We start from the raw sequence: 14305 nt of genomic DNA, 5'->3' as shown, positions 1-14305 counted from the left end.
GGTGCTCGGCGAGCTCATCGACGGAGATAGCAACGGCCACCTGCTGCTCTCCTTCGATACCGGCGGCACGGCTGGCGGCGTCGACTTCGACAAGGAGGACGTACTCGAGTTCGACGGCGCCACCTGGGAGATGGCCTACGACGGCGGCGCCGAGCACACCGAATGGCCGCCGGCGTGCGCCGTCAGAAGTGATTATGAGAAGCGATACGTGAGGCGTGAGTGACCGGGACTGGTCCGTTCGAGCAAACTCACACCCGCGTCTTTGCTTCTTGCCACAATGCTTCCTGCTCCTCGATCGCGGTGTCGTGGATGTCTTTGCCGGCGGCGCTGAGGCGCTCTTCGATGTAACGAAAGCGGCGGGTGAAGCGGTCGCTGGCTTTGGTGAGGGCATCCTCGGCGTTGCAGTTGAGATGACGGGCGAGGTTAGTGGCGGCGTAGAGCACGTCCCCGAGCTCGCTTTCCGCGGCGGCCGGATCACCAAGCTGCATCGCGGCGCGCAGCTCGTTCAGCTCTTCCGCCAGCTTGTCGAGCACATCCGCGGCACGCTGCCAATCGAAGCCGACGCGCGCCGCCTTCTCGCCCAGCCTTTGCGCGCGTATGAGCGCCGGCATGGCGCGCGGCACGCCGGCGAGCGCCGAGCGGTCCTCGCGATGTTGGCGCTCGGCGGCCTTGATGCGCGACCAGTTGCGCAGCACCTCGTCGGAGTCCTTCACTTCGAGATCGCCGAACACGTGCGGGTGGCGGCGAATCAGTTTCTCGCAAATGGCGCGGATGACGTCGCCGATGGCAAAGGCGCCACGCTCTTGCGCCATCTCGGCGTGAAACACGACCTGCAACAACAGGTCCCCCAGCTCGAGGCACAACTCGGTGTCGTCGTTGGCCTCGATGGCTTCGATAACCTCGTAGGCCTCTTCAATCAGATACGGCTTGATCGAGGCGTGGCTCTGCTCGCGATCCCAGGGGCAGCCGCCCGGGGCCCGCAGCCGTTCCATGATTTGCACCAACTCGGCAAAAGCTTCGCCGACTGCCATGGCGCGGGACTATCCGAGCCGATGTGCTGAGTCAATTCGCACAGGTCTCCTCGGTCTCCTCCGCGCAACCGTCTTGCGGCTGCACTGCCCAGCCGCTAGCGTCGTCAACCGGACGCCAGACCCCATGCCCGACATCAAGGTGTACACCACTCGCTACTGCGCTTACTGCCTGCGTGCCAAGCGCCTGCTCGACCAAAAGGGCTTGCGCTTCGAGGAAATCGACGTCGGCGGCAGCGCCGAGCGCCGCGCCGAAGTTGTCCGCCGCTCCGGGCGGCGCACGGTGCCGCAGATCTTCATCGACGGCAAGCCCGTGGGCGGCTTCGACGAGATCAAAGCCCTCGACGATCGCGGCGAGCTGGACGCCTTGCTCGGCTTGGCCTGACGCGGCTGCGCGCCGGCGCCGGCGTTTACTCACCGTCATCGATGTGGTAGCTCGAAACCGTTACCGCGGGTTGTCCAGGAGGTTGCATGTCCGGCCACTCCAAGTGGAGTTCGATCAAGCACAAGAAGGCCGCCAAGGACGCCAAGCGGGGAAAACTGTTCACCAAGCTGATCAAAGAACTCACCGTGGCGGCGCGCCTGGGCGGCGGCGATATCAACGCCAACCCGCGCTTGCGCACGGCGGTGCTGACCGCACGCTCCCAGAGCATGCCGAATGACAATATCGATCGCGCCATCAAGAAGGGCACCGGCGAGCTCGAGGGCGTGCATTACGAAGAAGTCACCTACGAGGGTTACGGCGCCGGCGGGGTCGCGGTGATGGTGCAAGGGCTGACCGACAACCGCAACCGCACGGTGGCCGAGTTGCGCCGGATCTTCGAGAAACACGGCGGCAACCTCGGCGCGGCCGGCTGCGTGGCGTGGATGTTCCACAAGAAGGGCATCGTCTTGGTCGATCGCAGCCAGGCCGACGAAGAAAAGCTGCTCGATCTGGCGCTCGCGGCCGGCGCCGACGACATGAACGACTTGGGGGACCAGTTCGAGATCATCACGGAACCGGCGGCCTTCGCCGCGGTCAAAGAGGCCCTCGATCGGGCCAAGATCGAGACCGCGAGTGCCGAGGTGACGATGCAGCCGGAAAACACCACGGCGGTGTCGGGCCGGGCCGCCGAGCACATCATGGCGCTGATCGAGGAGTTGGAGGACCACGACGACGTGCAGTCGGTGTCGGCCAATTTCGACATCGCGCAAGAGGAGCTGGAGCGGCTGAGTGCCGCTTAGGAGCCGATTGCGGAAGTGGGTGTCGCCGCGAAAACCGCCGGCAACAGTGGCGAGGTCCCGCCCTTTCGATGTAGTAAGCAGACATGCGAGTGCTCGGGATTGATCCCGGCACGGTAACGACGGGCTGGGGAGTGGTGGAGGAGCGCGGCACGCGCTTGGTGCGCGTGGCCGGTGGCGTGGTGCGTGTGCGGGGCGTCTTGGCCGCGCGCCTGGCGGCCATCTTGAAACAGATCGACGAAGTGTTGACCCGCTTCTCGCCCGCCGCGCTGTGCCTGGAGAAGAGTTTCGTAGCCGCCAATGTGCAGAGCGCGTTCCGCTTGGGTGAAGCCCGCGGTGTGGTGCTGGCGGCCGGGGCGCGTGCGGGCATCCCGATCGGAGAATACAGCCCGGCGGAGATCAAAGTTGCGGTGGTGGGAACCGGCCGCGCCACCAAGGAGCAGGTACAGAATATGGTCTGTCGCTTACTGGCGCTCGATGGCGAAGTTACCCCTGACCAGGCCGACGCGCTGGCGGCGGCGATTTGTTACCTTCACGCGCGCCGGCTCTCCGAACATGTGGGCGATGACAAGCTGGTGCAACTGGTGCGCGCCCGCCGCCGCGGCCGCGGGCGGCGTTGGCTGAGTTTGGCAGGTAGGCCAGGTAGGCCGGGTAGGCGATGATCGCACAACTGGCCGGCACACTGGCGCACAAGTCGCCCGAATACCTCATCGTCGATGTCGGCGGCGTGGGCTATCAGGTGTTCGTTTCGCTCAACTGCCTCTACCAACTGCCCGCCGCCGGCGAGCCGGTGCAGTTGGTCATTCACACCAACGTGCGCGAGAACGCCATCGAACTGTTCGGTTTCACCAGCACCGACGAGCGCCGGCTGTTCACCCTGCTGATAGGAGTCTCCGGCATCGGCCCGCGCCTGGCGCTCAACATCTTGTCCGGGATGCCCTGGAGCGAAGTCAAAGCGGCGCTCGAGGCCAGCGATCTGGCGCGGTTGGTGTCGATCCCGGGCATCGGCAAGAAGACGGCGGAGCGGTTGATCGTCGAGCTGCGCGATCGCGTCAAGCTGCTGGCGGAAACGCCGGCGGCCGCGGGTTCGCGCGCGGACGGCGTCGAGCTCGAAGCCGTCTCCGCGCTGGTGAATCTAGGCTACCGTCGCCCCGAGGCCGAGCGCGCGGTCAAGTCTGCACGTGACGGCGGTGCCCGCGAGTTGGAAAAGGTGATCCGACTCGCGCTCCAGCGGCTGAGCGGATAGCCCATGAGCGAACCCGAACGATTGATTACCCCAGCGGGCGGCGACGAGGACGTCGCGCTCGATACCACGCTGCGCCCGCCCACGCTCGGTGACTACGTTGGTCAGGAACAGGTCAAGGCCAACCTGCGCATCGCGATCGCCGCGGCGCAGGCGCGTGGCGATTCCCTCGATCACTTGCTGTTGTGCGGCCCTCCCGGCTTGGGTAAGACCTCGCTGGCGCACATCATCGCGCGCGAGATGCGCGTCAACATCCGCTCCACCTCCGGGCCCGTGATCGAGCGCCCCGGCGATTTGGCCGCGATTCTCACCAACCTCGACGCCGGCGATGTCCTCTTCATCGACGAGATTCACCGCCTCAGCCGGATCGTGGAAGAAATCCTCTATCCGGCCATGGAGGACTTCCAAATCGACCTGATGATCGGGCAGGGCCCGGCGGCGCGCTCGATCAAGCTCGACCTCAAGCGTTTCACCTTGATCGGCGCGACCACGCGCGCGGGATTGCTGACCTCGCCGCTGCGCGATCGCTTCGGCGCTACCTTCAGGCTGGACTTCTACAACCCCGACGAGCTGGTGCAGATCGTCCGGCGCTCGGCCGCGATTCTCAGCGTGCCGATCGAGGACGAGGGCGCGCTGGAGATCGCGCGCCGCGCCCGCGGCACGCCGCGGATCGCCAACCGCTTGCTGCGGCGCGTGCGCGACTATGCCCAAGTGCGCGCCAACGGCATCATCTCGCGCCCGGTGGCGGATGGGGCGCTGGCCATGCTCGAGGTCGACCACCGCGGTTTCGACAAGATGGACCGGGCGATCCTGCTCGCCATCATCGACAAGTTCAACGGCGGACCCGTCGGTCTCGACACCTTGGCGGCAGCAGTGGGCGAAGAGCGCGACACGATTGAAGATGTCTACGAGCCGTTCTTGATTCAGGAAGGCTATCTCAGCCGCACGCCCACGGGCCGCATGGCGACAGCGCTGGCGCACGACCACTTCGGCCGCACGTCGCGGCCCGGGCCATTGCAGGGAAGGCTGTTTTCCAAGTGAGCGATGAGCAACTTCGGTTGGGTTCTGATCGGATGCGGCATTGTGCTGGTGGCGGCCGGCGCGGCGCTGCTCTGCGCCGACAAGCTGCCCTGGCCGGGGCGCCTGCCGGGCGACATCCACATCGAGCGCGAGCACTTGCGCTTCTACCTGCCGCTGACCACCAGCCTGCTGATCAGCGCGCTGCTGAGCCTGGTGCTGTACCTGCTGCGGCGCTGACGCCGCCGTTCTTGCGGCGCTGCGGAGTCCCTCGTAGAATACCACCGTTGGCTTATGTTGCGCTGGCGTAGCCTGTGGCCTGAGCGGCCGATCCTGGCGCTTGACGAACGGCGGCGCCGCCGTCGCGAGGCGGCCGTCATCGTCGTCACCGCACTGGTGGTGTTGGTGCTCGCCCTGTTTGAGACCCGGCTGCCGCAGTTCAGCAACAGCTCGTCGCTCTCAGGCAACATCATCTTCTTCCTGCTGATCAACCTCAATCTCATCCTGCTCATCCTGCTGGTGTTCCTGGTCACCCGCAACCTGGTGAAGCTGCTGTTCGAGCGGCGCCAGCGCATCCTGGGCTCGCGTTTGCGCACGCGCCTGGTGCTGGCGTTCGTCAGCCTGACGCTGTTTCCGACGCTGCTGTTGTTTCTGGTGGCGCAAGGCTTCCTCAACACCGCGATCGAGAACTGGTTCAGCGTGCGGGTGGAGAGTTCGCTCGCCGGCTCGCTCGACGTGGCGCAGTCGTATTACCAGGCCACCGGCAACGACAGTGTGCACTTCGCCCGCGTTCTCGGCGAGCAAGTCGCCCAGCGCGGCCTGTGGGGCTCGTCGCGGCGGGCGGCCTTGCGCGAGTTCCTCGCCGAGAAACTGCGCGAACTCAACCTCAGCAGCATCGAGGTGTTCGATGCCGGCCGTGAAGCCGTGGTCAGCGTGGCCCAGACCGAACCGGCCGGCGCCACGGTGCCGGCGGCGCCGAGCGACATGCTCGATGAGCTGCTCGGCGGCCAGGCCAGCACCGGCACGCAACGGGTCAGCAAAGGCGACTTGGTCCGCGGCGGCATGCCGCTCACCGGCGCCGACGGCAAGATCATCGGCGCGCTCGTCGTCGGCGAAGTGGTGCCGCGCCACGTCAGCCGCACCGCGCAAGACATCTCGCGCTCGTACCAGGAATACCGCCAGCTGAAGACCATGAAGCAGCCGATCAAGAACGGCTACATCTTGACGTTGTTCCTGATCACCCTGGTGGTGATATTCTCCGCTACTTGGTTCGGCTTTTATCTCGCCAAGGGGATCACCGTGCCGATTCAGCGCGTGGCCGAAGGCACGCGCGAGCTCGCCCGCGGCAACTGGGACTTCCGCATTGCCAGCGGCGGCGATGAAGAGATCGCCACCCTGGTCGACTCCTTCAACCGCATGACCGCCGAGCTCAAGACTATTCACTCGGAGTTGGACGAGCGGCGGCGCTACATCGAGAACATTCTCGCCAACGTCACCGCCGGTGTGATCGCGATCGCCGACAGCGGCATCGTCACCACCGTCAACCGGGCGGTCACGGGCATGGTCGGCTTGCGCGCGCCCGAGGTGATCGGCGGCTCATGGCGCGAGGTGTTCGCCCGCTCCGATCTGCGCAAGGTCGGCGAACTGGTCGGGCAGGTGATCGATGGCGGCGAGTCGGAGGCCGAGCGGCAGCTCAAGTTCAGCGGCGGCGAGCGGGTGGTAACCGCGCTGGTAACCGCGACCACCCTGCGCGATGATGCCGGGGCGCCGCTGGGCTGGATGGTGTTCTTCGAGGACGTCAGCCACTTGCTGCGGGTCGAGCGCATGGAGGCGTGGCGCGAAGTGGCGCGCCGGATCGCGCACGAGATCAAGAACCCGCTGACGCCGATTCAGCTCTCGGCGCAGCGCTTGCGCAAGCGTTACAGCAGCCAGCTCGATCGGCAGGACGACGCCGTCTTCGACGAGTGCACGCGCACCATCATCCGGCAGGTCGAGGAGCTGAAGAAGATGGTCAACGAGTTCTCCACCTTCGCGCGCATGCCGGCGGCGGAGCTGAGCGCGCAGAACCTCAACGAGGTGGTCGAGGAGGCGCTGGTGTTGTTCCGCGAGGGCCATCGCGAGATCGACTTCGACTGGGCGCCGGCGGCGGAGCTGCCCGCGCTCGAACTCGATCGCGAAGCCATCAAGCGCGCCGTGGTCAACCTGCTCGACAACGCCGTGGCCGCCTGCGCGGCGGTGCCGGGTGAGCGCGGGCGAATCGCCATCGCCACCGGCTTCGAGGCCCGCGCCGGCTTGGTGCGCCTCGAGCTGGCCGACAGCGGCACCGGCATCAGCGCGGCGGTGAAGCATCGCATCTTCGAGCCGTATTTCTCCACCAAGAAGGACGGCACCGGGCTCGGCCTGGCGATCGTCTCCGCCATCGTCGCCGACCATCAGGCTTACATCCGCGTGCGCGACAACGCGCCGCACGGCAGCAAGTTCATCATCGAATTCCCGCTGCGCCGCCGCCTGCCGCTGGCGCGCGTGGGCGGGGCGCGGATATGAAGGCCGGATGCACGGACCGGCGCCGAAGCTGGGCCGGGGCCGGCCTCTATCCACTAGACTGGCCTGGGCGTAGCTTGGCGGTCGATTGCTGCAGGCTCACAACGCACGTGGGTAGCTAAGGAGGAAGCATGGCGACGGTGTTGGTGGTGGATGACGAGGCCGAGATTCGCGCCGCGGTCCGGGGCGTGTTGGCTGACGAAGGGTTGCGGGTGCTGGAAGCGGAGGATGGCCGGCAGGCACTGGCAGTGTTGCAGCACGAGCGCCCGGAGCTGGTGCTGCTCGATATCTGGATGCCGGAAATGGACGGCATCGAGCTGCTCGAGCGGTTACGGGCCGAGCCCGAGTCGCCCGAGGTGGTGATGATCTCCGGGCACGGCAACATCGAAACCGCGGTCAAAGCGACCAAGCTGGGCGCCTTCGACTTCATCGAGAAGCCGTTCTCGCTCGAGGGGCTGCTGCGGGTGGTTACTCGTGCCCTCGACCATCATGCGGCGCTCGGACAATCGGCGCCGGTGGGAGACAACTCACTGCCGGTGAATGAGGCCGCGGGCCACGGGGCGGCGCTGGGAATCGGCGCGCGCCGCCAGCGCACGCTGCGCCGCGGGGTGGTGGCCAGCGGCCACGGCCTGCACACCGGCAGCAAGACCGGCCTGATCTTGCAGCCGATGCCGCCCGGCAGCGGCATCGTCTTCGCCACCGTGTCGTCGGACGAAAACGTGCCGGCGTTGTTGGACTACGTCGATTCCACCGGCTACGCCACCACCGTTCACCGCGGCGGCATCACCGTCAAGACGGTCGAGCACCTGCTGGCGACGCTGCACGCCTACGGCATCACTAACCTGTTGATCAAGATCCACAACGAGGTGCCGGCGATGGACGGCTCGGCGCGCGAGTTCTGCCGGCTGATCGAGAGCGTCGGCCTCGAAGAGCAAGCCGGCACGGTCGAGCCGATCGTGATCGACCGCCGCATCGCGGCCGGCGACCCCGCGGGGCAGGGCGAGGCCATCTGGATAGAGCCGGCGCACACCTTCGGTGTCGCCTACACCCTCGAATACCCGCCGCCGGTGGGGCGCCAGGAGCACACCTTCGTGCTCAAGGACGCCAGTGCCTTTCGCGATGAGATCGCGCCGGCGCGCACCTTCGCCTTTCTCAAGGACATGAAGGCGCTGGCGTCGATGGGCTTGGCGAGCGGCGGGCGCTTGGACAACTGCATCTTGATCGATGAGGAAAAGGTGGTGAACACAGCCCTGCGTTTTCCCAACGAGTTCGCCCGCCACAAGATTCTCGACATCATGGGTGATCTCTATTTGTTGGGCCGGCCGCTGCGCGGCTTCGTCAGCGCGCGCCGCACCGGCCACTCGGACAACATCGCCCTGTTACGCGAGATCCGTAAGGTGTTGCAGCTGTAGGAGCCCGACCACCGCGGCCACCTCGCGGCCGGGGTGCGATCCTGGCTTATGCAGTAGCCCGCCGGCGCGCGGGATTCCGCGAGCGGACGCTGAACCGCGCCTGCCCCGGCCGCGGCGAGCTTCCTCTCGTGCTCACCAGGCCGTTTTGTGGGTAAGCGCGCTCGTGGAGGCCGAAATGGTCACTTTCTGCTTCCCACCGCCTCCGCCACGTAGTAGGCACCATGGGTCATGAACACTTCTCAGCAGACGGCCATCGCGCGGGACGGTACCTTCTACGGTTGGTGGATTGTCGCGTGCTCGTTTCTCGTCCTGTTCGTCACGGTCGGGGTCGGTTTGTATGCGCCGCCGGTGTTTCTGGTGCCGTTACAGGAGCATTTCGGTTGGAGCCGGGCGGCGATTGCGGCCGGCAGCGCGGTCGCCGCGGTCGTGAGCGGGCTGACCTCGCCGCTGGTCGGTATGTGGATCGACAAGTACGGTTCGCGCACGGTGATGACCGGTGGTGCTCTGCTCATGGGCGGGGCTTTCGCCCTGTTCGGCCTCATCGGCTCCATCTGGCAGCTCTATGTGCTCAACGCACTGGCGGCGGTTGGGATCACCTGCGTGGCCTGGATTCCGAATCAGGCGCTGATTGCGAACTGGTTCACCAAGAAGCGCGGTCTGGCGATGGGCATCGCGTTGACCGGGATCGGCTTCGGCGGTCTGGTCATGGCGCCGCTGGCAGCGCTCCTCATCGCTCGGCTCGGATGGCGCGTGGCCTTCGGCACATTGGGGGGACTGATCTTGGTGGTGGTGGTGACGGTGGTTCTGGCGGTCGTACGCAGCCGTCCCGCGGATATGGGGGTCTTGCCGGACGGCGACACCGACGCCTCGGCGGCAAGCGACGGCGCCACGGGCGGCAGTGCTGGAGTTGAGTTGGGGCAGGCGCTGCGGACCAGCGTATTTTGGACCCTGGCCTTGGCGCACTTCCTGTGGACCTTTGCGTCGTTGTCGATCATCGGCCATTTCGTTGCGCACTTGCGTGATGCGGGATTCGAGGGCGGAACGGCCGCGGCGGCGCTGGGGATCACGATCGGCGCTAGCGTCGCCGGCCGCGTCATCGTCGGCTACGTCGCCGACAGCGCGGGCAAGCGCGGAATTCTGACGGCCGCCTTGCTGCTCTCCGGCCTGGGTACAGCGATACTCTTGCGCATCGAGTCAACGGCGGCGCTGCCGCTGTTCGTGGTGACTTACGGGATGGGGCTCGGTGGTATCGCCGTGCTGTTTCCGTTGCTGGTCGGCGAGTGTTTCGGGTTGCTCGCTTTCGGCAAAATTCTCGGTCTGATCATGATTGCCGCCACGCTGGGCGGCGCTGCCGGCCCGGTGCTGACGGGACGGATTTACGACGTGAGCGGGAATTATCAGCTGGCGTTCATGCTCCACGTCGCCGTCTTCCTGGCGGCGGCGGTGGCGGTCTATCTGCTGCCGCATCCTGCCCAAATTGCACGGGCCGCCGCCGAGCGGGTTCCTGGCTAGCCGGTGGCTGGTAGGGCAAGCCTATCGAGACGATGGGGTTACGCGTTTCGTCACTACCTGGTGGGCGCGCTGGTGGCGGGGGCTCCTGCGAACGGCCGGGGCGGCGTCGCAGTGTCAGGCGAAGGCGAGGGCGGCGTAACTCACGCTGTGCTCGAAGTCGCCGGTCAGTTCGAGCGAGCTGGTGTATGCCAACAGCTGTCCGCGTGGGCCGCGGCCATGCCAGGCCAGGAAGGTGCTGATCGGGACCCGGCCGCAGATGGTGATGCCGGTGTCGGCGACGTATTGGCGAAAGCCGGCGAGATCACCGGCCAGGACGTGCTCGATGGCGCCGAGGTCGAGGGCGCGCAAGCGCTCGCGCACTTGCTCAGCGTTGTTAGCCGGGAACGGCAAGTAATCGAACTGGGCTCCGTAGTGGGTGAAGTCCGAACTCACAATGAAGATAGTGTGCGGCCCCGCCAGTCGTTGCAGCACGCCGGCGAACTCCTCCAAATCAGCCGCCGCCAATGTCCCCAACAGCAGCGGTACGATCGCCGCCTGTGGCAGCACGCGTTGCAGCAGCGGTAGCTGGATTTCAAGCGCGTGCTCCCGGCGGTAGGCGCGATCATCAACCTGCACCAGCGGGTGTGTGCAGTTCTCGTCCTGCGCCGGGCGGTCGACGGCGACCTCACCCAGCGGCGTGGCGAATGCATCCACTGCCAGCGTCGCCGCCCCGTGTAGATAGACGAAGTGACTGGGCGCCAAGATCACGGCCCGCCGATAAGGCCATGCACGCAAGCAGCTGTAGGCCACCGCCGCGGTTGCTCCCGAGTACACATAGCCGGCGTGCGGCACCACCACCCCCACCGGCGGTTGCTCGCGCATTCGCGGCCCGCCCTGGTCCGCCGCCTCCAGTAATGCGTTGATCTGACGCTCGAGCCGGCTGGCGCTGCCTTCGTACCAGTTGCCGGCCAGGTGTGACTGCTTGACCTGTTTCATCGCCGCCCCCGCTCAGAGGCAAAGCAACACATCCTGTTCGGCGCGCAAGTCGCCGTAAATCAACTCCATCTGATCTCGGCTGTGGAGGTGGGTGAGGATTGAAATGCAGAGGTACTTGCCGTGCTCGCTGGTGCGCACTCTAACGCTATCGAGGGCAACGGCACCGGCTCTGGCAGCGACAACGGCGCGCACGCGCTCGCAAAAGGCGTCGTCGCGCCGGCCGAACACCTTGAAGGTATAGAAGCACGGGAAGCCGCGGACGCCCTCGTCGATCACGCCGAAGCCTCCTCGGCCGGCTCGTAGGCCTCGGGGCGGAAACGCTGCTCGCGTTCGTCCTGCACTGCGGGCTGGCGATAACAATCGGCACAGGTGATGACCAGCTCCGGCACCAGCAGGCGCTGGTAGACCTGCACGGGGCCATCTTCACCACGGCGATAGGTCGCTTCTTCCACGCTCCCGGTGTGCAGTTCGTAGTAATCGACGCGGTAGCCGGTGCGCGTATGCACGGTCTCCCTCACGACCCGGCCGCAATGCGCGCAGCGGGTGTCGCCGCGAAGGTCGGGAGCCACTATCTCTTTGCGCGCCGCGCTGGTCACGCGCGGTATATTACTCAATTTTTGCGCCCGACACACCTGTGGCGTGCAGCGGCAGCACCATGGTGAAGCAACTGCCCGCTTGCGGGCGGCTATCCACACGCAGGCTGCCGCCGTGCTGCGCGACGATGGCCCGTGTGATCGCCAGCCCCAGCCCGAGCCCGCGAGCACCAAAGGCGAGCGAGCCGGACATGTGCAGGAACGGGTCGCCGCCGGCGGCCGAGAAGGGCTCGAAGATCTCTTCGAGGTGTTGCGGAGCTATGCCGATGCCGCTGTCGCGCACCGCCAGGGCAACGGCGCCCGCTTCCACCTCGGCCCGGAGCGACACCTGACCGCCGTCAGGAGTGAAGCGCACCGCGTTCGACACCAGGCTGGCGAGAGCGTGGCGCAGCCAGCGCTCGTCGGCGTCGACCACCGGCAAGTCGCCGGGGAACTCCGCCACCAGCGCCACGGCGCGAGTCGCCAGCCGCGACCGCAGCTCGTCGTGCAGCGCCGACCACAGTGCCGGCAGCCGCACCGCGGTGCGATGCAAGCGCAAGCCGTTGCTGCCGGCGCGTGCGGCCGCCGTCATTTGCGCCAGGCCGCGCGCCAGCCAGGCGCTGTTGCGCTGGGCCGTTTCCAGCCAGTTTGCGGCCGCTTCCGGGAGATCGGCGGCCGCCAGTAGATCGAGGGCGTTGAGCAGCACGTGCAGCGGCGTGCCCAGCTCGTGTGCCGCCAAGGTCAACAAGCGGCCCTTCTGTTCGGCTTCACGGCGCGCTTTGGCGCACGCCTGTTCGAGTTCGTGCAGCAGCCGGCGCCGCTCCTGCTCGGCTTGGTAGCGCTCGAATCCGCGCCGCACCACCAGCTGTAATTCGTGCGGCGCCCACGGCTTGGTGAGATAGTAGTAGACCTGGCCGTCGTTGATGGCAGCGATCACCGTCTCGACGTCGGTGTAACCGGTGAGCAGGATTCGAATCGTCTCCGGACACAAAGCACTGCAGCGCGCCAAGAACTCGGTGCCGGTCATCTCCGGCATGCGGTGGTCGGCGATGATGATTGATACGGGCTCGGCGGCCAGCAGACGCAGGCCTTCCGGCCCGCTGTTGGCCAGCAGCACGCGATGCTCGGCGCTGAGCGCGCGCTGAACCGCACGCAGACTGGCGGGCTCATCATCAACCACGAGTACCGTATGCGGCGCCATGTCTGTCTGCCCGGCGTAGGCGCGAATTATCTGCGAACCGTGCTGGTGCGAGCAAGAGCCGGATGCCGCAAAGTCACCCAGACGTGCGCCGCCAACTAGACACGCCACGTCCTTCCGCCGCCTCTGTGTATGCCGTACAATCCAGCCCCGACGCCTAGCCAGGGAGACCGCATGCGCTTGCTCTATGTCATCGACCCGCTCGATACCCTCAATTTAGAGACCGAGACCTCGCTACTGATGATGGAGGAGGCCGCTCGCCGCGGTCACCAAAACGCCATTACCACGATCGGCGACCTGTATCTCGACGGCGCCCGCGCCTGCGCCCGCGCCCGTGCCATTACGCTGAACCTGGCCGAGCGGCCCTTCTACCGGCTCGCTGACCTCGGTGACAGCCCGCTCGAGGACTTCGACCTCGTGCTGATGCGCAAGGACCCGCCGGTCGATGCCGCCTATTTGGCCGCCACGTTCGTCTTGGAGCGGGCCACCGCCAGCGTGCCGGTGATCAACGAGCCGAGTTCTTTACGCCTGGTGAACGAGAAGCTGTTGCCGCTGGCCTTTGCCCCCTTCACGCCGCCCTCGATATTCACCAACGAGCGGGCGCGGATGCGGGAATTCGTTGCCCGCCACGGCCGTTCGATCCTCAAACCGCTGGCCGACTGCAGCGGCCGTGGCATCGTGATTCTGCCCGACCCCGAAGCCGTGCCGCCCGATCTCGGCGGCCAGTTTGTGCTGGTGCAGCAGTACATCGACGCGGTCATCGAGGGCGATAAGCGCATCTTCGTGCTCGCCGGCCGCCCGCTGGGGGCGGTGAACCGGATACCGCGCGGGCCGCTGCAGCTCGCCAACATCCACCAAGGAGCCATCGTCGCACCCACCAGCATCACGCGCCGTGATCAAGAAATCATCGACGCCATCGCGCCGACTTTGATCAGCCGCGGCCTGTGGATGGCGGGCATCGACGTGATCGGCGGCTACCTCACCGAAATCAACGTCACCAGCCCCTCGGCCGTGCGCCAGATCAATGCCGTTAGCGGCAGCAACATCGAACGCGAGCTGGTCGATTTCTTGGAGAGCAAAGCACGCCGTCGCTGAGGCCGACGAGCAGACACCGAGGCAGCCCCCGGCGTGGGGATGTAGCCCGCGCGTTACCGTAGTACTGACAACCCCGCGAGAGGGAGACGGTGCATGGTGTTCGCACAGTCAAAGGTGACCGCGCAGGGGCGAGTCGTTCGTGGCGAGGAGCGCTCGGTTTCGCCCTGGTCTTGGCCGAGGCGTTAGGCGCTCCGTGTGGACAACTCCCTTAAGGCCAGGCCGCTAACGGAGGTCCACGTGGAACTCTGGGGGGTGCGCGACAAATTTGTGGGTAACGTGGTTCGGTGTTATGGCCGTCATTCCCGCGAAAGCGGGAATCCAGTTTGGCGTTTGGCGCTATGGACAAGCAGTTCTGCGTTTACATCCTGGCCAGCAAACGGAAACGGCACGCTGTACATTGGGGTGAACTCACAGCTGGCAACGCGGGTGTGGCAGCATAAGAGCAAGGTCGTGGAGGGTTTTTCGGCCAAGCTGGAAGATCGAGCTGATCG

16 protein-coding genes are annotated in these 14305 nt (G+C 66.2%); 11 read left to right on the top strand and 5 right to left on the bottom strand.

Translation table 11 applies throughout. The features are described 5' to 3' along the window. Position 1 precedes the first annotated feature (1 nt). Positions 2–223 (top strand): hypothetical protein, encoded by a 222-nt coding sequence (locus HY699_21520; GenBank protein MBI4518389.1) that lies wholly within the window; start codon positions 2–4, stop codon positions 221–223. Between the two features lie 25 nt (positions 224–248). Here the strand turns inward: HY699_21520 and mazG are convergent, their stop codons facing one another. After that, positions 249–1031 (bottom strand): nucleoside triphosphate pyrophosphohydrolase, encoded by a 783-nt coding sequence (gene mazG / locus HY699_21515; protein ID MBI4518388.1) that lies wholly within the window; start codon positions 1029–1031, stop codon positions 249–251. A gap of 124 nt (positions 1032–1155) precedes the next feature. Here mazG and grxC point away from each other — a divergent pair, with 124 nt between their 5' ends. From grxC to HY699_21470, 9 genes are all read left to right on the top strand, one after another. After that, positions 1156–1413 (top strand): glutaredoxin 3, encoded by a 258-nt coding sequence (gene grxC, locus HY699_21510; GenBank protein ID MBI4518387.1) that lies wholly within the window; start codon positions 1156–1158, stop codon positions 1411–1413. Positions 1414–1499: 86 nt separating this feature from the next. Next, positions 1500–2252, top strand: a complete 753-nt coding sequence (locus tag HY699_21505) for a YebC/PmpR family DNA-binding transcriptional regulator (GenBank protein MBI4518386.1) — start codon at positions 1500–1502, stop codon at positions 2250–2252. An 83-nt stretch (positions 2253–2335) separates the two neighbouring features. Then, positions 2336–2911: a crossover junction endodeoxyribonuclease RuvC gene (gene ruvC / locus HY699_21500; protein ID MBI4518385.1), complete on the top strand. Its 576-nt coding sequence runs from the start codon at positions 2336–2338 to the stop codon at positions 2909–2911. Beyond that, positions 2908–3495, top strand: a complete 588-nt coding sequence (ruvA, locus tag HY699_21495; GenBank protein ID MBI4518384.1) for a Holliday junction branch migration protein RuvA — start codon at positions 2908–2910, stop codon at positions 3493–3495. Before ruvC ends, ruvA begins: the two co-directional genes overlap by 4 nt. A 3-nt stretch (positions 3496–3498) precedes the next feature. Beyond that, positions 3499–4533 carry a Holliday junction branch migration DNA helicase RuvB gene (gene ruvB / locus HY699_21490; protein ID MBI4518383.1) on the top strand — a complete coding sequence of 345 codons (1035 nt, stop codon included), beginning with the start codon at positions 3499–3501 and terminating at the stop codon, positions 4531–4533. Between the two features lie 3 nt (positions 4534–4536). After that, a complete protein-coding gene (locus HY699_21485) occupies positions 4537–4749 on the top strand; it encodes a DUF2905 domain-containing protein (protein ID MBI4518382.1) in 213 nt (70 codons plus the stop codon). Positions 4750–4803: 54 nt separating this feature from the next. Continuing rightward, a complete protein-coding gene (locus HY699_21480) occupies positions 4804–7053 on the top strand; it encodes a PAS domain S-box protein (GenBank protein ID MBI4518381.1) in 2250 nt (749 codons plus the stop codon). A gap of 128 nt (positions 7054–7181) precedes the next feature. Then, the gene (lpxC, locus tag HY699_21475) at positions 7182–8462 is read left to right on the top strand and encodes a UDP-3-O-[3-hydroxymyristoyl] N-acetylglucosamine deacetylase (protein ID MBI4518380.1); all 1281 of its coding nucleotides are present in this window, start codon (positions 7182–7184) and stop codon (positions 8460–8462) included. Between the two features lie 228 nt (positions 8463–8690). After that, positions 8691–9974: an MFS transporter gene (locus HY699_21470; protein MBI4518379.1), complete on the top strand. Its 1284-nt coding sequence runs from the start codon at positions 8691–8693 to the stop codon at positions 9972–9974. Positions 9975–10088: 114 nt separating this feature from the next. On the opposite strand, the gene amrB is transcribed toward HY699_21470, so the two are convergent. The 4 genes from amrB to HY699_21450 all read right to left on the bottom strand — a co-directional run bounded on the left by amrB (position 10089) and on the right by HY699_21450 (position 12722). Then, positions 10089–10949, bottom strand: a complete 861-nt coding sequence (amrB, locus tag HY699_21465; protein ID MBI4518378.1) for an AmmeMemoRadiSam system protein B — start codon at positions 10947–10949, stop codon at positions 10089–10091. Positions 10950–10961: 12 nt separating this feature from the next. After that, positions 10962–11225 (bottom strand): DUF493 domain-containing protein, encoded by a 264-nt coding sequence (locus tag HY699_21460; GenBank protein MBI4518377.1) that lies wholly within the window; start codon positions 11223–11225, stop codon positions 10962–10964. Beyond that, on the bottom strand, positions 11222–11467 hold the full coding sequence (locus tag HY699_21455) for a hypothetical protein (protein MBI4518376.1): 246 nt from the start codon (positions 11465–11467) through the stop codon (positions 11222–11224). The genes HY699_21460 and HY699_21455 overlap by 4 nt, the downstream gene beginning before the upstream one ends. Positions 11468–11555: 88 nt before the next feature. Further along, positions 11556–12722, bottom strand: coding sequence for a hybrid sensor histidine kinase/response regulator (locus HY699_21450; protein MBI4518375.1), 1167 nt, complete (start codon positions 12720–12722; stop codon positions 11556–11558). A gap of 171 nt (positions 12723–12893) precedes the next feature. Between HY699_21450 and gshB the strand changes: the two genes are divergently transcribed. Beyond that, entirely contained in the window at positions 12894–13814 is a 921-nt protein-coding gene (gshB, locus tag HY699_21445; protein MBI4518374.1) for a glutathione synthase, read from the top strand. The last annotated feature ends 491 nt before the right edge of the window (positions 13815–14305 follow it).

The sequence above is a fragment of the Deltaproteobacteria bacterium genome (genome assembly GCA_016210005.1).
GTDB lineage: Bacteria > Desulfobacterota > Binatia > HRBIN30 > JACQVA1 > JACQVA1.
Note: the sequence above shows the minus strand (reverse complement) of the source record. Positions and strands in the feature narration are given on the sequence as shown.